The following is a 24,868-nucleotide window of genomic DNA, read 5'->3' on the forward strand; positions in this document are numbered from 1 at the left end:
AGCGGCGGCGTTCTCGCCCCCGAGTTCTCCTCGATCGAGGAATGGCTGGGCATGCCGGGCAACACCTGGGAGTACTACAAGGTGCTGCGAGAGGTCGGAGGACCGGTCTGGTCGCCGGAGCGCGACACCTTGCCCTGGATCAAGTTCAACCTGCTCGCCTACCACCAGCAGACTCAGCGGGTGCAACGCCGTGTCGACCGTTCCAACGACTGCTGGATGCAACTGATGGAGGGGACGGGTACACACGGAGTCACGGAGCGGCAGGTCACCGCGCTGCACGAGGTGGCAATGGTCGGCCGGGTGCGGCGCAGCCGCTACGAGAAGGCCGAAGCGATCAACGCGCAGCAGGCCACGCGGGATTTGCAGGCACTCACCAAGGCGCAGTTGCTGACGGCCGTGGGCCGGACGAAAGGCCGCCACTACGTCGCCGGGCCGCGGTTCCCGGAGCGGGTGCTGGCCATCGCGCGTCGACATCACACCATCAGCAACCCGTATGCCACGTAGTCTCGCGGTGCCGTGGCGCGCACTGCCAGGGCTCGCCCGTGGACGGGTCCCGGCCGGCATCCCCATGTCGTTTTCGCTCAGGCCGGCTCTCGGCGGCACCGATTCGTCGTCCTGCTCGACCGCTTGTGCGTGAGATCACGGTGCTCGGCGAGGGGGGTGCTCCCTACGATGCGTGATAGATGCAGCTATCCCATGCATCGCCTGCCCTGTTCAAGGAGACGGATCCCGTGACCACAGGCGTCGCCGCGCGCGAGAGCTACTACGAGCGGACGGGCGAACACTCCTACAAACCCACGGCTCACGCAGGGGGCGCGTGGAACACCGATGAACAGCACTTCAGCCCGCTGGCCGGGCTCGTCGTGCACGCCCTCGAACGGCACCTCACGGCGCGGCCGGGGAATCTCGTGCTCGCCAGGATCAGCTACGACATCCTCGGCCGCATCGCCCTCGACGAGTGCGAGATCACCGTTGAGACCGTTCGTCCCGGCCGGACCATCGAACTCCTCGAAGCGACCGTGGTCATCGGCGGCCGTCCGGTCGTCCGCGCCCGTGCCTGGCTGCTGGCGTCCCTGGACACCTCTGCCGTCGCCGACAGTCCCCACGAGCGACTCCCCGCCCCCGAAGAACTCACTCCCTGGGCAATGAACGAGAGGTGGAACGGAGGCTATGTCTCGTCCATCGACGTCCGTCGAATGCCTCCGCTCCGCAAGGGACGCACGGCGGCCTGGGTGTCCTCGCTCGTCGACCTGGTCGCCGGCGAGCCGAGCAGCGCCCTCGCCTCGTACATCGCGCTCGTGGACACCGCGAACGGCATCGCCGTCCAGCAGGACCCCACCGCGTGGATGTTCCCGAACCTCGACCTGACGATCCATCTGCACCGACAGCCGGAAGGACCGTGGACCGGACTGGACACCACCGCTGCCTTCGGTCCGTCGGGACAGGGACTCACCAGCAGTGTCCTGCACGACCTCCGAGGGCCCATCGGCCACGCCGAACAGATCCTCACCGTCCGCCCGCTGTCCGGTGCCTGAACGGCGTCCGTCCGGCTGTCGCGCGGCGAGGTGCTGAGGTGCCGCCGGAGGGCGTGTCGCTGAATCAACATGACCGGACCAACGACTCGTTGATCCGAATGGCTCGGACTCGGTGGAGGATGGGCGGGTGCTCCCTCCTCGACTGCTGTGGTGTGATCCCCGGCCATCCCTCGGTTCAACCGGCAGGAGCCGGTGTCCGTGATCGTCAGTGACCCCGGCTTCCACGAACCGAGTGACGACGACTGCTCGGTGTTCGGGTATTTCTGCCAGGCGCATGACCGCCCCTACCGGCACGAGTCCTGCGGGGAAGGGCCGCACCTCATCGCTCTGAACTGTCAGGAGCACGGACCGGAGAACATGTGGCCGCAGCCGGCCATGCTGCTGTTCCCGGAAGGCTTCGATCCGCCACTGAGCGAGGCGCAGTTGGCCTGGGTACGGGCGGAGTGGGGCGCTGGCCAGGCGTGATCCGAAAGAGACGGCCCAAGGGCTGCCGGCGGGGAAGACGTCTGCCGGGCCGGCGCAGCAGGAGATCGAGGCGGGGCCGAGCCCGGTTCTCGGTGGGGTGGCGCATGTGGCGGTCGGGGCTGGTGCTGGTGGGTGAGCCGGCGGACCGGTGGGGGTACGGGGCGCGCCGCGGGCCCGGAAAGGTCGTGTGGGCGGAGTTCGGTTCCGTTACGCTCGGTCCATGACCTCCGTACCGTGCCGAAACTGGTGGCGCTCCTTCTAGGAGCGGCCACCTCCCCTCTGCACGGAACCAGGGCCGTTCGATATGGACGGCCCTTTTCTCTGCCCTCGTACGGGTACGGAAGCCGGTGATCACGGCGGGCCGTCCTCCACGCAACCAGCATCGCGGGGAGAGAGAGATCCCATGAGCAGCACCGTCACCACCGCATCGCCCGAGCAGCGCGCCGCCGAGCTGGAGGCGCGGATTCGGCAGGCGCCCGACCGGTTCCGGGTGATGACCGGGGACCGGCCCACCGGGCCGCTGCACCTCGGGCACTACTTCGGCACCCTCCACAACCGCGTCCGGCTCCAGGAGCTCGGGGTGGACGTCTTCGTGATCATCGCCGACTACCAGGTGCTCACCGACCGGGACGTCGCCGACCGGCTCGGCGAGCACATGGAGGGGATGCTGCTGGACTATCTGGCTGTCGGGATCGACCCGGCACGCTCGACGGTCTTCAACCACAGCGCGGTGCCCGCGCTCAATCAGCTGATGCTGCCGTTCCTGAGCCTGGTCTCCGTCGCCGAGCTGAACCGCAATCCCACCGTCAAGGACGAGATCGCGCACTCCCGGCAGTCGGCCGTCAGCGGGCTGATGTTCACGTACCCCGTGCACCAGGCCGCCGACATCCTGTTCTGCAAGGGGAACCTCGTCCCCGTCGGGCAGGACCAGCTGCCGCACCTCGAAGTCACGCGGACCGTCGCCCGGCGCTTCAACGAGCGGTACGGGGCGGTCTTCCCGGAACCGGACGCGCTGCTCTCCGACGCGCCGCTCCTGCTCGGCACCGACGGCACCAAGATGAGCAAGAGCCGGGGCAACTCCATCGCGCTGGGGGCCGACGCGGACGAGACGTCCCGGCTGATCAAGGGCGCGAAGACGGATGCCGAGCGGTACATCACGTACGACCCCGAGAACCGGCCCGGGGTCTCCTCGCTGGTGCTGCTGGCGGCGCTCTGTCTGGACCGGGACCCGCACGCCGTGGCGGAAGAGATCGGTGGGGGTGGCGCGGCCGCCCTCAAGCGGACCGCGACCGAGGCCGTCAACAGCCGGATGGCGCCGATCCGGGCCCGGCGGGCGGAGTACGCGCGGGACATGGGGTACGTACGGTCGGTGCTCCGGGCCGGGAACGAGCGCGCCAACGAGATCGCGGCGGCGACGCTGGACGAGGTGCGGGGGGTGATGGGCGGCGGGCTCTAGGCCCTGTCGTCAAACTGCCGTCTGCCGTGCGGGCGACGACCGCAGTTCGACGACAGGGCCTGGCCCCTCAGGCGGTGGGCTCCGGCCAGGCGCCCCGGGCCGCCACCTCCAGGATCAGGGCCGCGATGTTCCAGGCGTCGTCCGCGCCGCTGTGGTGGCGGCCCTCCAGGGGGAGGCCCGCCACCTCCAGGGCCTGGGCCATGCCGGGGCGCTTGCGCAGGCCGTAGGCGGAGGTGAAGGGGAGCTTGGCGTTGGTGTGGCGGTGGCCGAACGGATAGCGGGTGCCGGTGGCCCGGCACTGGCGGGTGAACTGGTTACGGTCGTAGTCGCCCCAGCTGGCCCAGGGACGTATGCCCGATGCGTGCTCGGCGGCGAGCAGACGGCAGGCCTCGGCGAAGGAGACGCCCGTGGCCACCTCGGCCCGGGTGAGGCCGGTCAGCTCGGTGCAGAAGGCGCTGACCGTGGACCGGGCGGGCCGGACCAGGATCCGGTGGCGGGCAACCCTTCCCCGAGCTCTCAACTCCGTTCGAGCAGGGGAGACCCCATTGGCCGCGTGGAGGTCGACGACGGTCAGCCCGATCTCGATGATCTCGCTCACCGCACCGGGCGGCGGCTGCCCGTCCCAGCACGTCGCCTCGACGTCGATCACGTTCAGGAGTCCGGGGGCCGTGTCCATGGAGGGCAGGGTAGGGGGCGGGGGGAACGCCGGGCATGTGGATTTCGGCCGGCCCCGTGCCCGCCCTGCCCGCTTTGATCCGTATCCGCCCCGTCACGCCCTCGGGGCCACCGGGCGGCGTCTGCGCAGGAGTTCGGCCAGGCCCCGGCGGGTCGCGGCGATCACCACGCGGTCCTCGGGGCGCAGTACGTACCCGGGGTGCAGGTCCCAGACCAGGCCGGACGGGTGGTCCGGGGCGGGCGGGGTGGGCGTGGTCAGGTTCGGGCGCCGGTCCTCGGGCGGGGTGGCGTCCAGGGCGAGGACCCGCCAGGAGCCCGCCCGGAACGCCTGTTCCACCGTGCGGCCCTCCAGTTGCGGATGGCCCGCCACCTCGACCGCCGCGAAGAGCATCACCTTCCGCTCGACCGGGATCGCGCCCAGGATCTGCCGGCCCATCATGGCGACCGCGAAGGCCGGGGCGGCCAGATGGGAGACGGAGCGGGAGCGGGTCACGGCCTGGGGGTGGGCGGTGCGCAGGGTGCGGTAGACGGCGGTGGCGAACTCGTCGTCGTACAGGCGCAGCGCCACCCGCAGGTCCGGCTTGACCGAGCGGGCGTAGAGGGCCGCCTCCAGGTTGGTGGTGTCGATGCTGGTCAGGGCGAGGAGGGCGCGGGAGCGCTGGATCTTCGCCGCCTCCAGGACGCCCTCCTGGGTGACGTCGCCGAGGACCACCGGTACGTGCAGCCGCCGGGCCACCGGGATGCCGCGCGCGTTCGGGTCCTCCTCCACGCACACCACGGGGATGCCGAGCTCGCGCAGCCGGACGAGGACCCGCGTACCGATCTTGCCGAGGCCGAGCAGCACCACATGGCCGGACAGGCCGCGCGGCGGGCGTCGCAGCGAGGATGCCGTGCGGAGCGAGCCGAAGGCTTCCAGGACACCGGCCACCAGGAGCGGGAGCAGCATCAACCCGGCTACTCCGGACAGGAGTTGGATGATCTGGCGGGCCGTCTTGTCGCCGATCGCCGGGTCGCCCATCGCGAACAGGTCGAGCAGGGTGAGATACGCGGCGTGTACCGGATCGTCGCCGGTGGTGAGCGTGGAGGCGACGGCGAGGGCCAGGACAGCCAGGCCGACGCCCAGCGCCGACCAGCGCAGCCGCCGCGAGAAGACCTGGCCGAGCGGTGCGCCCCGGCCGCCCATCCGGGGCGTCGGACCGGGCGGGCCGGCCTGGCTGACCGCTTCCAGGACGATCGTGCCGCGCCCCGTCGCCGCCGCCACCTGCCGTTCGTCGGGCAGCAGCCGGGGCCCCTCGTCGCCGCTGCTGTCGGAGCCCTCGGTGCCCGCCGGGTCATGGGTGGTGGAGGAGAGCAGCGCGAGGGTGCACAGGCCGGGGTCGGCGATCTGGCCGCCCCCGGGCGGGGTGCGCTCGGCGGCGCGCAGCAGCAGGCCCTCCGCCTGGATGACCTTGCTGGAGCCGGTGAGGACGGTCGCCGCGAGGGCGGGGGCCGCGGTGTCGGCGTCGGAGAGGACGGTGGTGGAGGCGTCCAGCGCGGTCCGGTCCAGGCCGGGAGTGGCGACCGCCGCGGCCTGGTCGAGCAGGGTCTCCAGGTGCTGGCCCAGCTTGCGGTTGTAGAGTCGGATGACCAGCCGGACACGGGGGTTGAGGCGGCGCGCGGTCAGCGCGGCGCGGATGTTGCGCTCGTCGTCGTCGTAGACCAGCGCCAGCGCGGCGGCCGATTCGACGCCCGCCTCCTCGAAGGCCTCGTCGGACGGCTCCGGCGCCTCCAGGATGCGGACCGCCTCGACCCCGGCGTTGGTGTCGTCGCCGAGCGCGTCGGCCCCGCCCCCGCCGCCCCCGCCGTTGCGGTTCATCGCCGACGACATGCGTCCGAACAGCGCCGCCGCCAAACCCCGCCCCGACAAGGGCAGTTCCGGTCGTCGCGCGTCACGTCCGGGCGGGAGCACGAGGGTTACCCGTTCCCCGTAGACATAGCGCAGTTCGACGGCGAGCCGCCTGGCCAGTGCGTCGTCGCCGCAGACGACCATGTGTCCGCTGAACGGGGAACGTTGGGGCTGCTGGGGAAGTGGGGGCACATGACCCAGCATGCCTTGTTCCTCTCCTGTGCGAGCGTGCGGTCAGTGGTCTTCTGCCGGTTCGGCGGGCGGGAGCTCGGCAGGCGGGGGCGCCGCGTGCCGGGCCTGCGGGTTGGTGAGCAGATGGCGCGGGTCCGCGACCCGCACGATCGCCGACTCGACCGCCGCGATCCGGTCCGCGAGCAGCCCCAGCGCGGCGACGGCCCGGGTCATGGGGTCGCCGTCCGGGCCGCCCAGCGCCTGGGTGCGGACGTAGGAGGCGGTGATCGCGGACCAGCGCGCGGACTGTTCGGTGCTGAGCCGGCCGCGCAGCGCGGCGAGCTTCAGCAGGTTCGACTCCGCGCCGCTCGTCAGCGTCTGGGCCTCGCCCGCGTAGTGGTCCTCGATGACGGCGGACAGCTCCGCGTCGTTCATCACCGGCACGATCCGCTCGGCGATCTTGTTCATGTTGCGGTACGAGCCCTGGAGCCGGAACGGCGGCTCGGTGCGCGTCGCGTCCGTCTGCGCCGCCGAGGCGATGTACGCGGCGTTCACGGCGAGCACCGTGTCCCGGGCGGTCAGCAGATGGCGCAGGACCGCGACGATCCGGTCCACCTCGGCGGGGGTGTACGGATGGTCCAGCCGGTCCGCGCCGGGCGCCGGGGCGGTGTGGGAGGCGAGGCGTACGAACCGGACGAGGTCGTCGCGGGAACGGCCGGCGAGCGGGGCCAGCACCGGGTTGGCGGTCAGCGCGTTCTCGACGAAGCTCAGCGCGAAGACGTCCTCGCGGCCGCTCAGCACCTCGCCGAGGTTCCAGACGTCGGCCCGGTTGGCGAGCATGTCGGGGATGCGGAACCGCTCGCCCGACTCCGTGTACGGATTGCCCGCCATGCACACCGCGAAGCGCTTGCCCCGCAGGTCGTGGCTGCGGGGTTCGCCGTCCCGCACGCCCTCGATGCGGCGGGTGGCGTCGCAGAGCGGGATGAACTTCTGGAGCAGCTCCGGTGAGGTGTGCTGGATGTCGTCGAGGTAGAGGAGCGTGTTGTTGCCGGACTCCAGCGCGAAGTTGATCTTCTCGATCTCCTGGCGGGCGGTCGCGGTGCGGGCCTGGGCCGGGTCGAGCGAGGTCACGTCGTGGCCGAGGTTCGGTCCGCTGATCTTGACGAGGACCAGGCCGAGCCGGTCGGCGACGTACTCCATGAGCGTCGTCTTGCCGTAGCCGGGCGGTGACACGAGCAGCAGCAGGCCCTGCGAGTCGGTGCGCCGGTCGGCGTCGGCGGTGCCGAGCTGCTTGGCGAGGCTGTCGCCGATCAGCGGCAGATACACCTCGTCCAGCAGCCGGTTGCGGACGAACGCCGACATGACGCGCGGCCGGTGGTCGTCCAGCCGCAGCCGGGTCCGCTCGGCGTTCACCAGCGCGGTGCGCCGGCGCTGGTAGGCGCGGAACCCGGGGACGGCCACGGTGCGGAACCCGGCGGTGCGGGCGAGGAGTTCGTCGAGCCGGACGGTCAGTGTGCCCCGGTCGATGCGCGGGTGGGTGCCGAGCAGACCGTCCACCCGCGCGGTCAGCGGGGCCTCGCAGTCGTACCGGTCGAGCACCGGATCCGGGCAGAGCTCCACGGCGACGGCCTCCGCGAGATCGCCCGCGTCGATCACGGTGCCGCTCGCGGCGGCGTACGAGGAGAGCCAGCCCTCGACGAGCTGGCGGCGGGCCGGCAGGTCGTCGCGGAGCGCGGCGAGATCCTCGTCGTACGCCGAAGTCCCGGTCGTACGGCGGAACTTGTCCAGGAAGGTGCGGGCGGCGGCGCTGGTCACGAATCCGGCCGGGCCGCTCGTCAGCTCCTCGAAGAGATACGCGGCGACGGCGGACGGTTCGTCGCCCGGGATGACGGCCGCCCACTCCTCCTGAAGGGCGTCGACCGCCGGGGCGAGGCCGAAGGTCTCGCGGGCGCGGGCCAGCGAGAGCGCCCGCCGGGTCCATGAGGTGCGCCGGGCCTCGTCCGTGCCGTACGCCCAGAAGAGCTGGGCCGCCGCCCGTACGGCGGGCGGGCAGCGCAGCAGGCCGGCCCCGGAGTGCAGCCGCAGCAGGGCGGTGAGGATCGCGGTGGCGTCCTCGTCGTGCACGCCGCGCTGATGACCCTCGTCGTACGCGGCGGCGGCCGACTCCCGTACCAGAGCGGCGAGTTCGGCCGGGTCGAGGGCGGCGAGGGTGTCCGCGCCCCGCTCGTCGAGGAGCCGCGCGGCCAGGTGCTCGCCCCGGTAGACCCGCGGGGACTCGGAGGGGAGGGTCTGCTCCCAGTACGGGCGGGTCGCCTCGAACTCCGGGTCGGTGACCGGGGAGCGGTAGTCCGTGCCGGTGAGGGCGAACGCGAGCCGGTCCCCGTGCGGGACGAGCGTCAGGTCGAAGGGCTGGGTGTTCACGGCGAACCGGTGCCGTCCCAGCCGGATCGTGGCGCCGCCGTCCGCGTACAGCTCACTGCGGTCGCGCAGCGCCCGGCCGGCCTCCTGGCGGGCGGCCAGCAACTGCCCGTCGAGCTCCTCGGCGCGCACCGGATCGCCCAGTCCGCGCAGCTCCTTGGCGGTGCGGCGGACCTTGGCGACCATCGGGTCGGAGGCGAAGTAGGTGTGGACGGCGTCCAGGTCGGGCAGGGCGGACAGCCGCCGCGAGACGGTCTCCAGGACCCGGGCCGCCGAATCCGCCAGCCGCTCGGCGCGCCGGGCGCGGGCGTCCTGCAGGGTCTGCTTGCGGGCCGAGAACGCCTCGTACACCTCCGTACGGCGCTCGGCCAGCTCGGCGAGGAAGTCGTCGAACTCCGCGAATCGTGACTCCAGGTTCTCCAACTGGAGGAGCAGCCGTGCCAGTTGTTCGTCGCAGGCGTCGGGGGTGTCCGAGGCGGCGATGGCCCCGGTGACGGCCTGCCCGAGCAGGGCGAACTCGGCGGCGAACTCGGCGCGGCCCTCGTGGTCGAGGAGTTCGCGGCGGCGTGCTTCGAGTGTGGCGCGGGCCCGGTTGACCCCGCCGAGGACCTCGGCGATCCGCTCCAGGATCGACGTACGGACCCTCGTGTCCCCGATGTCGAGACCGGCGACGACATCCGTGACGGTGCTCAGGCCCTCCGTCATCCCGTTCAGCCGCTCGCCGAGCGCCGCCGCGTCCGCGACGGTGGCGAGCGCGGACGCCTCGGCGGTGAGGCCGGCGATGTCCTCGTGGTAGCCGCTGAAGGCGTCGTCCCGGCCGAGGAAGGCGACGGCGCGCTGCGCGGCCGATTCCAGGTCGGCGGCGGTCGCGGCGGAGAGTTCGGCGATCCGCCCGGTGTCCGCGTACCGCATCTCGGAGAGCGTCGCCAAGTGGCCGTGGGCGCGGCGCAGTTCGGTCAGCCGGTCCACCCAGGCGGCGGCCGAGCGCGGGGCCTCGCCGCGGATGCGGCGGACGAGCGCGGTGATCCGGTCGGCCGCCCCGTCGAGTGCTTCGGCGGCCTGCCGGGTCAGCTCCCGTACCGTCTCGAACTCGGTCAGGACCTGCTGGGCGGTGGCCTTCAGCTCTGCCAACGGATCGGCGAGCGCACCGAGCTCGGAGTCGGTGAGCCAGTGGTAGCGGTCGGTGGCGCGGGTGCAGTCCGTGACCAGCTGCGCGTACACGGCGGCGGTCGGGGTCGTCTCGGCGGCGCTGTGCGCCAGCGCCAGGCAGTCGGAGATCCCGCGCACCAGATCGGCGTTGCCGACCCGGGCCAGCGGGCCCGTCCCGGCGGGGCGGGAGGCCGCGTGGGTGTCGGAGACGTACGGGGTCCGCCAGCGCTGCAAGGGGTGGACCCGGGCCGGTTCGTCGCCGGTGGCGATGGTGCGCAGCAGGACGAGCGTGCCGTCGTCGAGCAGGGCGTGGCCGCGGCCCTGGAGCGGGGTGGCGACCTCCTGCCGGATCAGGTTGTAGGGCAGGAGCAGGCCGCGGCCGTCGTCGGGGGAGCGGAAGACGTAGAGGACGTCCTCGCCGTTCGGGGAACGGACAGCGCCCTCGAAGACCGGGTCGGTGAGCGGCTCGGCGATGTCGAAGGTCTTGGCGGTGCCGGTGGTGAGGTAGTAGCCGCCGGGGAAGATGATCCCCTGGTCCTCCGGGAGCCGGTGGCAGGCCGGCCCGATGCCGTCCAGGCGCAGAACGGTCCCGAGCAGCGAGTTGAAGACCAGGTACCGCCAGGACTCCTCGTTGTACGGGCGGACCCGGAGCAGGACCAGCGGTCCGATCGTGGCGTGCTCGACCTCCGCGTCGGCGAGCGACTGGAGGGGTTCGGCGACCGGCTCCTCGTAGATCCCGTCGGGAGTGTCGGTGTCGTTCACCGTCTTGACGGTGAGGGTGCCACCGAGCGTGTCGACGAAGAGCACGGCGGCGTCCGCGCCGTCCCCGCCCACCGCGATGTGCGGGTGCCGGCCGAGGACGTGCGACTCGCGCCCCGCGACGGTCCAGGTGAAGTCGTGCGACGGCGGGAAGACGTGGTCGCGGTCGCCGCGCGCGTCCAGGAACGCGCCCGGCGAACCGTCCGGGCCGAGCGCCCAGCGCAGCACCCGGACGCCGTCCGCGCTCTCGCCGGTGCGGAAGACGGCGAGCAGCTTTCCGTCCACCCGGCGCAGCCGCAGCAGCCGGGCGTCGCGGTAGTAGCGGTGCAGCCCCGTGAACTCGCGTACGAAGCTCTCGTCGGCCAGCGGCCCGTCCGCGACGGGCGACCCCAACTCCGGCCCGTACAGGGCCAGTACGTCGGCCACCTCGGCCGGATCCGCCGACCCCGGGCCCCGTTCGAAGCCGAACAGCAGCCGCCCGCCGACGGCCACCAGGTCGCGGGGCACGGCCGCGCGCTCGGTGCGGATCTGCTCGGTGCCGGTGAGCCGGAGCTCGGTCGAGCCGAACTCCTCGGTGCGCCGGGTGTTGAGCTCCTCGGCGCGGCGCGCGAGCTCGGCGGCCCGGTCGCCGAGCCGGCGGCGCAGCACGTCGTACGTCCCCGCGTCCACGGGGCCGCCGGTGGGCGCTGCGGTCGTGGTGTCGGTGTCCATACGTACGGCTCTCCCTGCGAGGTGTTACGAGACGTGTGGTGCGGGTGGTGCGTCCGGCTGTCGGGCTGCGCAGCCTCCGGCCGCGCTGTTTCCTCCGTCGCCGGACGGGCTTCGGGTGCCCCGCCCGTCCGGCGATCCGAGCCCGGCCTGATCCAGCCGAAAGGCCCTAGGCGACCGGCGTCGACCCGTTCCGCGAGACGGGTACGGCGGAGGCGTCCGCCGCTGCGGTCACCGCGGGGACATCCGCCCCGGCCATCGCCGAGACCGGCAGGTCGGCCAGTCCCAACTCCTTCGCAGCGGACAGCAGTTGCTGGATCTGGCCCGGTGCGACCCCGGCGCCCGGTGCCCGCATCATCCGCATCAGCAGCGCGGACACCGTCAGATTCTGCACATCGCCCGTGGACACCGACCCGAGCACCCGGGTCAGATCGTCCGTGAACGAGGACGTGCCGTTCAGCCACGGACCCGCGAGGGCCTTCGCGGTGTCCGAGTTCTCCACGAACCCGTCGAGGCTCTTGCCCATCGAGATGGACGAGACCAGCCGGTCGAAGAAGACCGACTCCCCGCCGACGATGTCGATGTCGGCGTTCTCCAGGCCGGTGGCCAGCACCGTCGCCTGCGCCTCGGCCACCTGCCGCTGCACATCGAGGCCGGCCAGCCGGATCTCCTTCTCCGCGGCGAGCCGCAGCCGGTACTCCTCGTGCCCGCGCGAGGCGTCGTCCAGTGCCGCCATCGCCGCCGCCTTCTCGGTCAGGCCAGCCGCCTCGGCCTTCAGCTTCTCGCCGATCACCGCCGCGTCGGCCGTCGCCTGGGCCTGGGTGCCCTCCGCCGTCGCGAGCGCCTTGAGCCTGGCACCCTCCGCCTCGGCCTTGAGCCGGGCGGACGTGGCCTCGGCCTCGGCGAGACCGGCCTTCTCGATGACATCGGCCTCCGCCTCACGCACCTGGATCTCCGCGAGGCCGGGCGCCGCGGACTCCGCCTGGATGCCCTCGGCCAGCCGCAGCTTCGCCTGGGCGTCCAGGTCCGCGGTCTTCAGCCGGGCCTCGGCGAGCGTCAGCTGCTCGGCGGCCAGGTGGGTGGCCGCGGCCTCGGCCGCCTCGGCGGCCTTGATGTCCTTGACCAGCTTCTCCTGGGCCTCCGCCTCGGCGGCGATGATGACCGACTTGCGGGTGCGCTCCGACTCCTCGACGGCCCGCAGCGTCTTGATGGACTCCTCCTGCTCGGCGACCGTACGGTCCACCGCGATCCGCTCCCGGATCACATCGGCGACCTCGCGGCGCTCGGCCTCGACCTCCTTCGTCGCGGCGATCCGGTCGAGCTCGGTCTGCCGCTCGCGTCCGATGACCTCGATCAGCCGGTCCTTCTCGATGCGCTCGTTCTCCACGGCGATGACGCGCTCACGGTTCTTCTGCGCGACGGCGATCTCCCGGGCCTGGTTCTCGCGCTGGATGCCGAGCTGCTCCTCGGTGCGGATGAACGCGGCCTGGGCGCCCAGCCGTTCCTCCTCCTGGACCTTGGCGGTGGCGGCCTCCTCGCGGGCCCGCAGCGTCTCGACCTCGCGGCGCTGCTTGATCTCGGCCTCGGCCTGCCGGCGCTCCAGCTCCAGGATGGTCTCGCGGGCGTCGACGTCCTGCCGGGTGATCTCCTTCTGCTCGGTGCGCTGGAACTCGTTGGTGCGCACGTGCTCGATCGCCGTCAGCTCGGTGATCTTGCGGATGCCCTGCGCGTCGAGGATGTTGGCGCCGTCGAGCTGCGTCATCGGCGTCTGTTCGAGGAAGTCGATCGCCGCGTCGTCGAGGTGGTAGCCGTTCAGGTCGGTGCCGATGACCCGGATGATCCGGTCCCGGAACTCCTCGCGCTTGGTGTAGAGGTCGACGAAGTCCAGCTGCTTGCCGACGGTCTTGAGCGCCTCGGCGAACTTCGCGCCGAAGAACTCCTGGATCGCCACCTTGTCGCTGGCCCGCTCCGTACCGATGGACTGGGCGACCTTGATGACGTCCTCGACGGTCTTGTTGACCCGCACGAAGAAGTTGATGTGGATGTCGGCGCGGATGTTGTCCTGGCAGATCAGGCCCTCGCGCCCGGTGCGGCGGATCTCGATGGTCTTCACCGAGATGTCCATGGTCTCGGCCTTGTGCAGCACCGGCAGGACGACGGCCCCGGTGAAGGTGACATCGACCTTCTTGGTCTTGGAAATGATCAGCGCCTTGCCCTGCTCGACCTTGCGGAAGAGCCGGCTGACGACGAGGAGCAGGGCGACGGCGATGAGCAGGACAACGGCTACGAGCACACCGAAGCCCAGGGTGATGGCATCCATGACAGTCCTTGGCGGCTGGTGAGGAAGGTGGTGAAAGGAAGGGGGGTGCGGCGGTTGTGGCAGCGGCGGGCCCGAGGGCGGGCGACCGGCTGCGCGACGGCGGCGACGCGACGGGCGGTGCGGGAGGCCGACCGCGGTGGTCGGTCCGGGCGGTCCGGCCGGTCAGCCGCTACGGCGCGGGGTCCGGCGCGCACCCGTGCGCGGCGCCGTGCGTGGTCGGGGCGTCGGCGGTCCCGGGTCCAGCGCCTTGTCGTAGGACGAGACCCAGAAGAACTCGCCCTCGTCGTCGTACGCGTACAGAAGTCCCGCACTGCCCGCGGCGAGGACCGTGTCGTCCGCCGGAGCGAGCAGCCTGACCTGGACGATCGCGGTGGAGCCGTCGTCCGCCGTGACCTCGGCCTGGCCGAAGTCGGAGCTGACGGAACCGGTACGGATCGTGCAGACCCGGCCCAGGAAGTCCTGCCGCGATGGAGGAGGTTCGTCCGGGAAGCGCCGACGGAAGCAGCGCACCAGCACCCGCAGCACGATCCAGCCGAGCAGCAGCGCCCCGGCGAGCACTCCACAGGCGAGCGCGGCCCGGGTGAGCCCGGTGGCCTCGCCGCGGTGCAGCAGGACCGTACCGGTGAGGCTCGCGAACCAGCCGACGACGACCATCACGGACACCGAGACGGTGACCGGCACCCCGCCGATCCCGGCCAGGTCGGTGTCGAGGTCGCCGTCGAAGGAGTGGTGGTCGGCCGCACCGGCCAGCACGAGGAGCCAGAAGAAGACGACGACGGCCAGTGCGGCGCCGAACAGAACGGCCGGAAACGCGGTCGCCGCGCTCAAGAACTCCTGCATCCGTCCACCCCCATGTCCTGCCGGGCGGCCGACGGTGACCCAGGTGCTGCGGCGCCGCCTGAAACGGTGCCGCAGCAGCCGGGTCGTCCCCCGTGTCCCCCCGTGTTCCCCCGGTTGGTGCTGACCGGATCGTGTCATTCGGGGGCATCGCACCGCACTGCCGGAGTCCGGCAATCTTTACCCTTCCTTGATGCCGGGCACCGGCACCGGCCGGTATGCGTTGAGTGAGCGTCAATGCCGCGTCAGGACTGAAGGAGAATGCGTGCCGGAGCCGGAAATACCCGATGAGCTTCTGGGTGACTATGCCCGCATGCTGGCCGATGTGGCTGCCACCGGCCGCCGGCTCACCCGGGACGAGCTGGAGGACCGCCGCCTGCTGGGCCGGGAGGCCGCCGAGTCCGGATTCCAGTTGCGCGCCCTGGTCGTCCGTCATCTCGCCGAGACCCGCACCGCCTGGCCGCTCGCCTCCGCCGCCGGCGGCGCGTCCACGGATTCGGTGCTGGCCGCGGTCGAGCAGGCCGTCGACGCCTTCGCGGAGGGATTCGAGCGGGCCCAGCGGATGACGGTGCGCCGGGAGGAGGCGGCGCGCCGCGAGTTCATCGACGATCTGCTGTACGGGCGCAGCGATCTGGGCCGGCTCGCCGAGCGGGCCACCCGGTTCGGCCTGCGGCTCTCGCGCGCCCACGCGGTCGCGGTGGCGACGGGCCCGGAGGCGTACACGGAGACCGACTCGGTACCGCGCACGGTCGAGGCGGCGCTGCTCGCCCGGTTCAGCGGCCGGAAGATCCTGCTCACGACGAAGGACGGGCGGCTGGTCTGCATCGCGCCGGGCAGCCAGCCCGATGTCCTGCGGTACTTCGCCAAGCAGTCGCACGCGGCGACGGACGGCGGCCGGGTCGCGGTGGGCCGCCCGCACCACGGGCCGGGCGGCGTGGTCCAGTCCTACGACGAGGCGCTGGACGCGCTGGATCTGGCGGAGCGGATGGCTCTGGACGATCCGGTGCTGTACGCCGCCGATCTGCTGGTCTACCCGGTGCTGACCCGGGACCGGCAGGCGATGGCCGATCTGGTGCGCAGTGAGCTGGGCCCGCTCCAGCAGGCCCGCGGCGGTGCCGAGCCGCTTCTGAAGACGCTCAACGTCTACTTCGACGCGGGCTGTGTGGCCGCCGAGACGGCCCGCCGGCTGTCGCTGAGCGTGCGGGCGCTGACCTATCGGCTGGAGCGGATCCACCAGCTGACCGGTTCCGACCCGTCCGACCCGATGCACCGCTACACCTTGCAGACGGCGGTCATCGGGGCCCGGCTGCTGGACTGGCCCGCCAAGGAACTGTGACGGGGCGGGGTGGGGCGGGACGTCACGGGACCCCGCACCCGTCGTCGCGCGTGCGGTGGATGCGGGGTCCGGAGAGAGGTGGCCGGGGATGCGCAGGGGGGGAGTCGCGCATCCCCGGCCTGCCGGACGCCGACCGGTGGTCAGTCGGTCCGCGTTTCTTCCGGCGGTTCGGGGCGCCGGACCGGGCAGCCGGTCCGGCGGACGGGACGAGCTACAGGTCGAACTCGTGCGGCGGGAGGTCGAGGGCGAAGCACGCCTCGCGCACGACGGCCTGCTCCGACTTGTCGAAGTCGCCGTCGGCGCCGCCGATGACGATGCCGATCTGGATGACGGCACGCGCCTCGGCGGGCTTCTTCTTCGCCTTGCCGATCTCCTGGAGCACGCTGACCTTGCCGAAGGCGAAGTCGGCGGTGAGCTTGTTCACGTAGTCGTTGAAGCGGCGCTGCAGATCGTCCGCCGGGAAGTTCTGCAGGACCTCGTTGGTGGCGATCAGCGAGGCGACGCGCTGGCGCTCGGACGGGTCGATGGAACCGTCGGCGGCGGCGACGAGGGCGCACATGGCCATGCTCGCGTCGCGGAACGCCCCGCTCTTCAGGTCGTTCTTCTTCGCTTCCAGCTGCGACTGCATCGACGAGGCGGATTCCTTGATCCGATCCCACAGTGCCATGACGTCTCCATACGTTGCGTTGCGGTGCGTTGCCGGATTGAGGTCCAACTCTACAGACGTGTAGAAGCAAGTGCCCCACCCGGCAAGCTTTGCCCCGTCGCGTCGTCCAGCACGCACGCTCGCCGCGTTGGCCGGAAGCCCCGGTGGCTCCGCTACAAGGACTCCCGGCCGCCTTGCGATCACACGCACTGGACGACGCTCCTTCCGGGCAAACATTGCCGGTCACGGCACTCGCAGCAGCGGCACCCGCTGTGTCCCGGAAGCGCGCCCGGGAACAGCGGTCAGTAAGATGCTGCGACGCCGCGGCCGACGCGGCATCGCAGAAGGGCGGACCCCCGATGGACTCGGCCAGGCCCGGCCACCACCCGGACAACGAACCACCGCGCGACGGAGTGCCCGCCCCCGTGGCACCGCTCCCCGGCGCCGTGCACCCCGCGGCCCGGCGGCTGCGCAGGCGCGGGCAGGGCGAACTGGAGGCCCAGGTCCTCGCCGTGCTGCACTCGGCGAACGGCCCCGCGACGGCCGGCTGGGTCCAGGAACACCTCGAAGGCGACCTCGCGTACACCACCGTCATCACGATCCTCTCCCGCCTCTACGCGAAGAAGGCCGTGACCAGGTCCCGCGAGGGCCGCTCCTACACCTGGACGTCCGCCTCCGACGAGGCCGGTCTCGCGGCCCTGCGGATGCGCCGGGTGCTGGACGGCGAACGGGACCGGGACGCCGTGCTCGCCCGCTTCATCTCGGACCTCTCCCCCGGCGACGAGGAGCGGCTGCGCGCACTTCTGGCGCGGGCGGACGCCCCGGACGACCCGGGCAACCCCCGTGACACGGAAGGCCTGTAGCCCGCCGATGGGTGTCTTCGTCTGTCTGCCGCTCGTGCTGCCGCTGACCGCGCTGCCGATCGCGCGCCTGGCCGAACAGCATCTGCACCCCCGCATCGCGACCCGGCTGCTCGCCGTCGTCGGCGCGATGCTCGCCCTGTGCAGCACGCTCTGTCTGGGTCTGCTGATGGTGGTGGGTACCGCACAACTGCCGGGCAATCCGCTGCCGGACAGCTGGTCGGATCCGGAGGTGCGGGACGCGGTGCCGTACGAGGTGAAGGCGGGCATCGTCGCGATCGGGGCGCTGGCGGCGGTGCTGGTGGCGTGCGGGTGGACGGTCTACCGTCATCTGCGGCTGCGGATCGGCGCGCGCCGCGCGCTGGCCGCCGCGCCCTCCGTCGTCTCGGGCGACGTCGCGGTGCTCCCGGACCCGGAGCCGTACGCCTACGCGCTGCCCGGGAGTCCGGGCCGCGTCGTCGTCTCGACCGCGATGGCCGAGTGCCTGGACGCCCGTGAGCGGCGGGCCCTGATCGCCCATGAGCGGGCCCATCTGGCCGCCCGGCACCACCGTTATCTGCTGGCCGCCCAACTCGCGGCGCGCGCCAACCCGTTCCTGCTGCCGCTGCGTACCGCGGTGTCGTTCAGCACCGAACGGTGGGCGGACGAGGAGGCCGCGTGCGCGGTCGGCGACCGGCGGGTGGTGGCCGTCGCGGTCGGCAAGGCGGCGCTGTACTCGCACCGCGCCCCGGACGTCTCGGCCGGTTTCGCCGCCTTCGCGGCCCCGGCGGGCCCCGTGCCGCGCCGGGTCGCGGCGCTGCTCGCCCCGGTCCCGCCGGTCCGGCTGTGGCCGCCGTCGTCCGCCCACGTCGCCCTCGCGGCGCTGGTCGCGACGGTGGGCACGGCGGCCTCGGCGCTGTCGTCGCTCAACGCGGCCGTGACGCTGGTGGGCATCCTGCACGCGGCGACCCCGTTGTGAGCCGGGCGGGCCCGTCGGACGGTCGTCCGCCGGGCCCGTACGTCCGGCCTCAGTCGGCGGAGGAGGCGAACTCCTCCTGGACGGCCGGCGCGGCGGGCACCGGACGCGGCGCGGGGAGTTCGCCGCTCCCCTTCCCGCCGCCGCTGCCGCCGCTGCCGCCGTCCCGGCCGCGCCATGCCTGGATCCTGGCCACGACCGGCTGGGTCCAGCGGGCGGTGAGCGGTCCGACGATGACGAGGATGAGGACGTAGGCGGTGGCGATGGGCCCGATCCGGGGTTCGGTCGCCACCGCGAGACCGGCGATGACGATGGAGAACTCACCGCGTGCGACGAGCGTTCCGCCGGCCCGCCACCGTCCGCGCGAACCGATTCCGGCCCGCCGGGCCGCGTACCAACCGGTGGCGATCTTGGTGAGGACGGTGGTGATCGCCAGCAGCGCCGCGGGGAGCAGCACCGGCGGGATCTCGGCCGGATTGGTGGAGAGCCCGAAGAACACGAAGAAGACGGCGGCGAACAGGTCCCGCAGCGGCGTCAGCAGCTTGCGCGCCCCCTCGGCGACCTCGCCCGAGAGCGCGATCCCGACCAGGAACGCGCCGACGGCGGCGGACACCTGCAACTCCTGTGCCACACCGGCCACCAGGACGGTCAGCCCGAGGACGACCAGCAGCAGCATCTCCGGATTGTCCGAGGACACCGCGCGGCTGATCAACCGCCCGTGCCGCAGCGCCAGATAGAGCACGAACCCGACGGTGCCCAGCGCGATGAGCAGGGCGATGCTGCCCCCGGCGAGGCCCACGCCCGCGAGCATCGCGGTGAGCAGCGGCAGATAGACGGCCATCGACAGGTCCTCGATGACGAGCACGCCGAGGATGACGGGCGTCTCCCGGTTGCCCAGCCGCCCGAGGTCGGTGAGCACCTTCGCGATGACCCCGGACGAGGAGATCCAGGTGACCCCGGCCAGGGCGACCGCTCCGACCGGCCCCCAGCCGAGCAGCAGCGCCGCCACCGCTCCCGGGGTCGCGTTGAGCACGAAGTCCACGGCCCCGGACGGGTATTGGGTCTTGAGGCTGGTCACCAGTTCCGAGGCGCTGTACTCCAGGCCGAGCAGGAGCAGCAGCAGGATGACGCCGATCTCGGCACCGACGGCGGTGAATTCCTCACTGGCCCCCAGCGGCAGGAGCCCGCCCTCGCCGAAGGCGAGCCCGGCCAGCAGGTAGAGCGGGATCGGCGAGAGCCCTATGCGTCCGGCGAACCGTCCGATGAGTCCGAGCCCCAGAATGACGGAGCCGAGCTCCACCAGCAGTGCGGTCGTGTCGTGCACGGTCAGCCCTCCGCAATGATCTCGGAGAGCGTGTCGACGCCCTCACGTGTACCGACGACCACGAGCGTGTCCCCGATGGCCAGCCGGAAGTCCGGTCCGGGGGACGGATGCGCGCTGTGGGTCCGCAGCACGGCGACGATCGAGGCCCCCGTCCTGGTCCGGGCCTTGGTGTCCCCGAGCAGCCGCCCGCCGTACGGCGAGCGCGTCCCGAGCGGGATGTGCTCGGTGACCAGGTCGATGCCCTCGGTGCGTACGGCGTCGATGGGCGCGGCGTCGATGAGGTGCGCGAGGCCGGTGGCCTCCTGTGGTGTCAGGGGTACCGAGAGCCGGCAGGAATCGGGGTCGTCCTGGTCGTAGAAGCCGATGAACCGCCGCCCGTCGTGGTGGACGACGACGGAGATGTGCTGGCCCGACTCGGTCGTGTAGTCGTACTGCACACCGACTCCGGGCAGCGTGGTGCGGTGGGTTCCCATGGCTTCCTCCCGAGAGGTGCGGCGGCTCTTGACGCACTTGGTGATCTCTTTATCTACGCATTACCTTATCCGGAGGGTCCCGCCGCCTGTGGGGCGCGGGGCTGCCGGGTTCGCATCCGGTGCGCTTCGCGCGTGAGCGATGAGTTCGGGCGGCGGATCGGGTCTTGCCCGGTATGGCCCGGATCGTCGCTGATCGCGGCCATCGCCGGGCCGGGTCCGGAGATGCGGTGGAGTACCTCGTCGGTCGAAATGCTCCAGCCCGCTGGCAGCCCTAGTTCGGGGTGGCCCTCGCATCGGTAAGAACTCCGTCGCTGATCGCGCCCCGCAGTAAGCGAGCAATCTCTTCGGGCTTGAGACCGATGCTGTCGATTCCGGCCACGGTCAGCGGGATCTCCTCCAGGGCGTATTCGCCCCGGCCTTCGGTGCTGAACTCGGGTCCGGTGCGGTCGTCGAAGGACCATGCCTCGATGCGGGCGAGGTAGAAGAGTTGTCGCTCGTCGTCGGTCTCCAGCGTGTGCAGGAGGCGGACGATGTCGGCCTTGCCGGCGATCTCCTCGTGGATCTCCCGGTGGAGGGCGGCCTCCCGGGATTCGTCGGTGGCTTCGACTCCGCCTCCGGGCAGGACCCAGTAGACGGGGATGCCGGGCCGGGTGCGGCGGATGACCAGCATCGTCTTGTTCGGGGTGACGAGGACAGCGCGGACTCGCTCGATCATGTGGTGCTCTTTCCTTGGTTGTTGGCGGTCTCAGTGCAGCAGCCAGCCGCCGTCGACGTGTACGGATTGCCCAGTGATGAACGACGCGGAGGGGCCGACGAGGAACGCGACCAGGGCCGCTACGTCCTCGGGCCGCCCACGGCGGGGAACGTACTGCCGCTGGATCTGGTCTGCGGGACGGGCCCGGAACTGGGTCGGGATGGCGGTCTCGGCCTCAACCTGGATGGCTCCGGGCAGGACGGTGTTGACGCAGACGCCGTACGGGCCGAGTTCGCGGGCGAGGGAACGGGTTAAGCCCAGCAGCCCGGCCTTCGCGGTGCTGTACGCGACGAGGTCGGTGCGTCCGACGCGGGCGTTGACGCTCCCGATGTTGACGATCCGGCCCCACCGGCGTTCGACCATCCCGGGGGTCACCGCGTGGCAGATGCGGTAGTGGGCGGTGAGGTTCACGTCGAGGGAGTAGTTCCAGGCGTGTTGGGGCTGGACCCCGAGGCGATCAACCTTCCGGAGGCCATGCCGGTGGCACTCCACGCCGATACCGTGGCATCAGTCCTGCACCTGGGAAGGAGCGACGTGGAGCGTCGGGAATTCATCCTCGCGTCCAGTGGATACGCCCTGTCCGCGCTCGGTCTGCCCGACATGGACAGCATCACCCGCCGGACCAGGACCGTCCCCTCCGGAGCCGTCCGCGTCGGCCAGGGCGAAGTGTCGGCCGTGCGTCACATGGTGAAGGCCCTCGGCGATTCGGCCTCCGAGCTCGGCGGCGGCCACGCCCGCCACCTGGCCGTCCGCTACCTCACCCAGGACGTAGCTCCCTGGCTGGAGGGCCGCTTCACCGAGGCCACCGGCCACGAGCTGTTCGCCGCGACCTCTCAGCTCGTCCATCTCGCCGGCTGGATGGCCCAGGACGAGGGAGACACCCCCGAACTGCGCGGACTTGCCCAGCGTTACTACGCGCACTCGTTCCGCCTGGCCGCCGAGGCCGACGATCCAGAGCTTTCGGCGACCGCACTGCGGGGGCTGGCCGTCCAGTGTGTCGATCTGGGCTATCGGGCCGAGGCGGTCCAGCTCGGCGAAGCCTGCGTCGAATACGGCCGACACCTCGACAACCCGCGCGCGGTCGCCTACTACGAGGCCACCCTCGCCAACGCCGCTGCCCAGGACGACGACCGAAGCATGGCCATCAAGCATCTCGCCAGGTCCGAGACCGCCATCGCCAAGCCGGCAGCCGCGGTCGGTGATTCCTGGGCCGCCCACTACTCACCCGGCCGCTGGGCCCACGAATCCGGCATGATTCTCTCCCGCCTCGGCGACCTCGACGCCGCCGAGGAACGCCTCCACCTGGCTCTCGACATCCACGACCTCGACCGCCGCCGTACACGCGCTATCGTCCTCGCCGACCTTGGCGGCGTCCGCCTGCGGCAAGGCAACATCGACGGCGCCATGGCCACCTGGCGCGACTTCCTCGACTGCGCCGACGGCATCCGCTCGGTGAAGGTCCAGGCCGCTCTCCAGGACATGCGCGTCCGCCTGCGTCGGCACAACGGAGTTCCGGAGGCCCAGGAACTCCGCGAGCGAGCGGCCCGTGTGACCGTCTAGATCAAAAAAGTGTCCACCTGGACCCGGAGGACCTCTTGCCTGTATGCACTTTTTGGCTTCAGTGCAAGGAGTTCTTTTGGCTCCACCGACCAGCCGAGTGGGGCGTGTTGACGGCAGCTTTGAAGCCTCGGTGGACCTTCGTCAGCGCGCCCCGGCATGTGTGTGGAGGGTTGCCGACCCGGCTCGACTCAGGTTGCGGACCGCCCAGTGGCCGCGCCGGGTGGACGAGAACGGGCGATGGTGCGGCCGGCACTGGGACCTGACTCGTCGGCCCCATGCGCGTATCCGTCATCGGTTGCGGTCACCCGCTCCACGAAGAAGCCCCGGGCCAGCGGCCCGGGGCTTCTTCTTTGTCTACACCGCGCCGGAGCGCCGTCCATAGAAGTGGACTTACCGTCAGGAGATGCGGATGTCCGACCAGTTCGTGGTCTTGCCGGCCTGCGACCGGTTGCCGAAGCCGCCCTGGCCGTTGCCCTGGTTCAGCCAGGCGCGGCCGGTCTTGTCGAGGGAGATCAGGTCGGCCCGGCCGTCACCGGACAGGTCGAGCCCGCCGACCACGTCCTTGTAGGAGGTGCCCCAGTCCTTGAAGACCAGCGACCGGGGCTTGAAGGTGCCGGTGCCGGTCCCTCGGAACCGCCACAGCTCGTTCGACGCGTCGAGGGCCAGCAGGTCGTTCTTGCCGTCGCCGTCGAGGTCCCCGGCGGCCAGCAGCTTCTTGTAGCCGCCGAAGCCGGACCCGGCGAGCGAGCGGGCCTTGAAGCCGCCCGCGCCGTTGTTCGCGTACACGTACAGCTTCCCGGTCGAGGCGGACCGGGTCAGCAGGTCGGCCCGGCCGTCGCCCGTCACGTCGCCGGGCGAGACGACCGCGTTGTATCCGCTCCAGTCCGAGGAGACCTTGACGTGGAACGACTGCTGGTCGGGCAGCCCGCCGCAGACCGTCGGGTAGACGCGGGCCTCGCCCTTCGGGTAGCGGACGAACACGTCGTTGCAGCGGTCGCCGTCGAGGTCGCCGTACGGCAGCACGAGCGTGCCCGCCGGCCAGCTGCTCGCGCGCTGCCCCGCGGACAGCTTCGTCGCAGTGCCCGCGTACACCTTCAGCCCGGTGCTGTTCCGGCCGAACAGGTCGGGCTTGCCGTCGTCCGTGTAGTCACCCCACTTGGGCAGCGCGCGGCTGGTGGTGGTGGCTTCCTGGACGCCGTCCAGGACGATGCTGTTCGTCCCGGTCAGCTTGTACTCGTCCCACAGCACGACGGGCCGGCCGAGCGCGTCGGCGGCCACCTGGGGCGCCCCGGTGGACTGGGCACTCGTCGCGCTCAGCCGCCGCGGGGCGGACCAGGTGCCGCCCTTGAAGACGGCGGCCATCGTGTACTCCTCGCCCGAGTAGCCCTCCCGCCAGGTCACCGTGACCGTGCCGCCCGAGGTGGCGGCCGCGCTCACCGCGCGCACCTTCTTGTGCGTGGAGAAGGGCTGCGTGTACGGCTGCCAGGCACCGGTGGCCGCCGAGCGCACCGCGTACCAGGGGCCGGTCGAGTAGCCGGGCCCGCCGGCGACGAAGAGGTCGCCGTTGGGCAGGTGGACGGGCGCCGTCATCCCGTACGTGCTGCCGTAGTTGGCGGCGGACCGAGGGGTGCTCCACTGCGTGGCACCGGCGGACCGGCGCGTGTGCATGAGGTGCGCGTTGTCGTCGTAGAACACGTCGAAGCCGCCCTGCGGACCGGCGAACACCTTCGGGCGCGCCAGGTCCACGCCCGGGACCGGGAAGCCCTTGACCGCGGTCCAGGCGGACGCGCCGGGGGCCTTCTCCAGCGCGACGACGGCCTTGCTCGCCTGCCACTGCCACACCAGCAGAGCGGTGCCGTCCTTGGCCACCGCCAGGTCCATGGCGGAAATGTTCCGGCTGCCGGACGGCGGCTGCACGTTGAGGTCGGCCGGAGCGGTCCACTCGGCCTGCGGGCCGGTCTTCCCGGCGGCCTTCACCACACCGGAGACCGACCAGACGGCGACCAGCCGGCCATTGGGGGCCGCCGCCAGGTGGTGATAGCCCTTCTCGGGGACCGCGGCGACGTACTCGGGCTCGGAGAAGGCGGTCGCGCCGGGCGCGAGGGTGGCCACCTTCAGCCAGTAGTTGTTGTGGTCGTCGGCGCGCTTGGCCCGCCAGACCAGGCGCACCGAGCCGTCGCCGAGCGAGACAAGTTCGGTGTTGTACCCGCCTGCGTCCGGCCAGGTCTGCGGGGCGAGCCAACGGGTGCTGCCGGCGGGCCGGATCCGGGTGGAACGGGAGAGCCCGTCACCGGTGAGGGAGACGAGGGCGCCGTTCCCGGCCGACTCCAGGACGTTCAGCCCGCCCGAGGCGGAGGCAGGGGCGGGGTTCGGGGCGTGCAGGGTGCGGGTGCCCCACGGGCCCGGCGCATACGTCCCGACGGCGGCCGTGGCGGTGGTGCCGGCGGTGGCCGGGGCCGCGACCGTGGCGGTGGGATGGGCGGCGGCCGGGGCGGCAGCCGCCAGGGCGAGGATGGGAGTGAGCGCGATGCCGAGCACCACGCGGGACTGCGAAGTCATAGGAATGCCCCCCCGGGCAGGCG

Annotated in this window: 19 protein-coding genes; 8 read left to right on the plus strand and 11 right to left on the minus strand. The window is 71.9% G+C overall.

The window, feature by feature from the left end; translation table 11 throughout:
• The first annotated feature begins 51 nt into the window (after positions 1 to 51).
• From ACFV8T_RS08400 to trpS, 4 genes are all read left to right on the plus strand, one after another.
• Positions 52 to 504 carry a hypothetical protein gene (locus ACFV8T_RS08400; protein ID WP_385325726.1) on the plus strand — a complete coding sequence of 151 codons (453 nt, stop codon included), beginning with the start codon at positions 52 to 54 and terminating at the stop codon, positions 502 to 504.
• A gap of 227 nt (positions 505 to 731) precedes the next feature.
• Positions 732 to 1,535 carry a thioesterase family protein gene (locus ACFV8T_RS08405; protein ID WP_385325728.1) on the plus strand — a complete coding sequence of 268 codons (804 nt, stop codon included), beginning with the start codon at positions 732 to 734 and terminating at the stop codon, positions 1,533 to 1,535.
• A 198-nt stretch (positions 1,536 to 1,733) separates the two neighbouring features.
• Positions 1,734 to 2,000 carry a hypothetical protein gene (locus ACFV8T_RS08410; RefSeq protein ID WP_385325730.1) on the plus strand — a complete coding sequence of 89 codons (267 nt, stop codon included), beginning with the start codon at positions 1,734 to 1,736 and terminating at the stop codon, positions 1,998 to 2,000.
• A gap of 403 nt (positions 2,001 to 2,403) precedes the next feature.
• Positions 2,404 to 3,456, plus strand: a complete 1,053-nt coding sequence (gene trpS / locus ACFV8T_RS08415; RefSeq protein ID WP_385325731.1) for a tryptophan--tRNA ligase — start codon at positions 2,404 to 2,406, stop codon at positions 3,454 to 3,456.
• Between the two features lie 67 nt (positions 3,457 to 3,523).
• Here the strand turns inward: trpS and ACFV8T_RS08420 are convergent, their stop codons facing one another.
• From ACFV8T_RS08420 to ACFV8T_RS08440, 5 genes are all read right to left on the minus strand, one after another.
• Positions 3,524 to 4,132: an exonuclease domain-containing protein gene (locus tag ACFV8T_RS08420; protein ID WP_385325733.1), complete on the minus strand. Its 609-nt coding sequence runs from the start codon at positions 4,130 to 4,132 to the stop codon at positions 3,524 to 3,526.
• A gap of 93 nt (positions 4,133 to 4,225) precedes the next feature.
• Positions 4,226 to 6,220 (minus strand): NAD-binding protein, encoded by a 1,995-nt coding sequence (locus tag ACFV8T_RS08425; protein WP_385325735.1) that lies wholly within the window; start codon positions 6,218 to 6,220, stop codon positions 4,226 to 4,228.
• A 30-nt stretch (positions 6,221 to 6,250) separates the two neighbouring features.
• Positions 6,251 to 11,224, minus strand: coding sequence for a DNA repair ATPase (locus ACFV8T_RS08430; protein ID WP_385325737.1), 4,974 nt, complete (start codon positions 11,222 to 11,224; stop codon positions 6,251 to 6,253).
• Positions 11,225 to 11,390: 166 nt separating this feature from the next.
• Positions 11,391 to 13,541: a flotillin family protein gene (locus ACFV8T_RS08435; protein WP_385325739.1), complete on the minus strand. Its 2,151-nt coding sequence runs from the start codon at positions 13,539 to 13,541 to the stop codon at positions 11,391 to 11,393.
• A gap of 162 nt (positions 13,542 to 13,703) precedes the next feature.
• Positions 13,704 to 14,381, minus strand: a complete 678-nt coding sequence (locus tag ACFV8T_RS08440) for a hypothetical protein (protein WP_385325740.1) — start codon at positions 14,379 to 14,381, stop codon at positions 13,704 to 13,706.
• A 262-nt stretch (positions 14,382 to 14,643) separates the two neighbouring features.
• Between ACFV8T_RS08440 and ACFV8T_RS08445 the strand changes: the two genes are divergently transcribed.
• Positions 14,644 to 15,714: a PucR family transcriptional regulator gene (locus ACFV8T_RS08445; protein WP_385325741.1), complete on the plus strand. Its 1,071-nt coding sequence runs from the start codon at positions 14,644 to 14,646 to the stop codon at positions 15,712 to 15,714.
• A 211-nt stretch (positions 15,715 to 15,925) separates the two neighbouring features.
• Here ACFV8T_RS08445 and ACFV8T_RS08450 read toward each other — a convergent pair whose 3' ends face one another.
• A complete protein-coding gene (locus tag ACFV8T_RS08450) occupies positions 15,926 to 16,381 on the minus strand; it encodes a tellurite resistance TerB family protein (protein WP_189543223.1) in 456 nt (151 codons plus the stop codon).
• 338 nt (positions 16,382 to 16,719) lie between these two features.
• Between ACFV8T_RS08450 and ACFV8T_RS08455 the strand changes: the two genes are divergently transcribed.
• Positions 16,720 to 17,223 carry a BlaI/MecI/CopY family transcriptional regulator gene (locus ACFV8T_RS08455; protein ID WP_385325743.1) on the plus strand — a complete coding sequence of 168 codons (504 nt, stop codon included), beginning with the start codon at positions 16,720 to 16,722 and terminating at the stop codon, positions 17,221 to 17,223.
• Positions 17,224 to 17,230: 7 nt separating this feature from the next.
• Entirely contained in the window at positions 17,231 to 18,178 is a 948-nt protein-coding gene (locus tag ACFV8T_RS08460; protein ID WP_385325745.1) for a M56 family metallopeptidase, read from the plus strand.
• 49 nt (positions 18,179 to 18,227) lie between these two features.
• Here ACFV8T_RS08460 and ACFV8T_RS08465 read toward each other — a convergent pair whose 3' ends face one another.
• The 4 genes from ACFV8T_RS08465 to ACFV8T_RS08480 form a co-directional block, all read right to left on the minus strand.
• The gene (locus tag ACFV8T_RS08465; RefSeq protein WP_385325747.1) at positions 18,228 to 19,499 is read right to left on the minus strand and encodes a cation:proton antiporter; all 1,272 of its coding nucleotides are present in this window, start codon (positions 19,497 to 19,499) and stop codon (positions 18,228 to 18,230) included.
• A gap of 2 nt (positions 19,500 to 19,501) precedes the next feature.
• Positions 19,502 to 19,972, minus strand: a complete 471-nt coding sequence (locus tag ACFV8T_RS08470) for a TrkA C-terminal domain-containing protein (protein WP_352274180.1) — start codon at positions 19,970 to 19,972, stop codon at positions 19,502 to 19,504.
• A gap of 271 nt (positions 19,973 to 20,243) precedes the next feature.
• Positions 20,244 to 20,687, minus strand: coding sequence for an NUDIX domain-containing protein (locus ACFV8T_RS08475; RefSeq protein ID WP_385325749.1), 444 nt, complete (start codon positions 20,685 to 20,687; stop codon positions 20,244 to 20,246).
• Positions 20,688 to 20,717: 30 nt separating this feature from the next.
• Positions 20,718 to 21,137 (minus strand): SDR family oxidoreductase, encoded by a 420-nt coding sequence (locus tag ACFV8T_RS08480; RefSeq protein WP_385325751.1) that lies wholly within the window; start codon positions 21,135 to 21,137, stop codon positions 20,718 to 20,720.
• A 21-nt stretch (positions 21,138 to 21,158) separates the two neighbouring features.
• Here ACFV8T_RS08480 and ACFV8T_RS08485 point away from each other — a divergent pair, with 21 nt between their 5' ends.
• Positions 21,159 to 22,286, plus strand: coding sequence for a tetratricopeptide repeat protein (locus tag ACFV8T_RS08485; protein ID WP_385325753.1), 1,128 nt, complete (start codon positions 21,159 to 21,161; stop codon positions 22,284 to 22,286).
• Between the two features lie 396 nt (positions 22,287 to 22,682).
• On the opposite strand, the gene ACFV8T_RS08490 is transcribed toward ACFV8T_RS08485, so the two are convergent.
• Positions 22,683 to 24,845 (minus strand): FG-GAP repeat domain-containing protein, encoded by a 2,163-nt coding sequence (locus ACFV8T_RS08490; protein ID WP_385325754.1) that lies wholly within the window; start codon positions 24,843 to 24,845, stop codon positions 22,683 to 22,685.
• Positions 24,846 to 24,868: the final 23 nt, after the last annotated feature.

It is taken from the genome of Streptomyces sp. NPDC059832, from assembly GCF_042731715.1.
In the GTDB taxonomy this organism is placed as follows: Bacteria; Actinomycetota; Actinomycetes; order Streptomycetales; family Streptomycetaceae; genus Streptomyces.

Bases quoted from the DNA above. Each gene is read 5' to 3' on its own strand.
- ACFV8T_RS08400 (WP_385325726.1), top strand. From the start codon at position 52: ATGCCGGGCAACACCTGGGAGTACTACAAGGTGCTGCGAGAGGTCGGA.
- trpS (WP_385325731.1), top strand. From the start codon at position 2,404: ATGAGCAGCACCGTCACCACCGCATCGCCCGAGCAGCGCGCCGCCGAG.
- ACFV8T_RS08420 (WP_385325733.1), bottom strand. From the start codon at position 4,132: ATGGACACGGCCCCCGGACTCCTGAACGTGATCGACGTCGAGGCGACG.
- ACFV8T_RS08425 (WP_385325735.1), bottom strand. From the start codon at position 6,220: ATGCTGGGTCATGTGCCCCCACTTCCCCAGCAGCCCCAACGTTCCCCG.
- ACFV8T_RS08430 (WP_385325737.1), bottom strand. From the start codon at position 11,224: ATGGACACCGACACCACGACCGCAGCGCCCACCGGCGGCCCCGTGGAC.
- ACFV8T_RS08435 (WP_385325739.1), bottom strand. From the start codon at position 13,541: ATGGATGCCATCACCCTGGGCTTCGGTGTGCTCGTAGCCGTTGTCCTG.
- ACFV8T_RS08440 (WP_385325740.1), bottom strand. From the start codon at position 14,381: ATGCAGGAGTTCTTGAGCGCGGCGACCGCGTTTCCGGCCGTTCTGTTC.
- ACFV8T_RS08450 (WP_189543223.1), bottom strand. From the start codon at position 16,381: ATGGCACTGTGGGATCGGATCAAGGAATCCGCCTCGTCGATGCAGTCG.
- ACFV8T_RS08455 (WP_385325743.1), top strand. From the start codon at position 16,720: ATGGACTCGGCCAGGCCCGGCCACCACCCGGACAACGAACCACCGCGC.
- ACFV8T_RS08460 (WP_385325745.1), top strand. From the start codon at position 17,231: ATGGGTGTCTTCGTCTGTCTGCCGCTCGTGCTGCCGCTGACCGCGCTG.
- ACFV8T_RS08470 (WP_352274180.1), bottom strand. From the start codon at position 19,972: ATGGGAACCCACCGCACCACGCTGCCCGGAGTCGGTGTGCAGTACGAC.
- ACFV8T_RS08475 (WP_385325749.1), bottom strand. From the start codon at position 20,687: ATGATCGAGCGAGTCCGCGCTGTCCTCGTCACCCCGAACAAGACGATG.
- ACFV8T_RS08490 (WP_385325754.1), bottom strand. From the start codon at position 24,845: ATGACTTCGCAGTCCCGCGTGGTGCTCGGCATCGCGCTCACTCCCATC.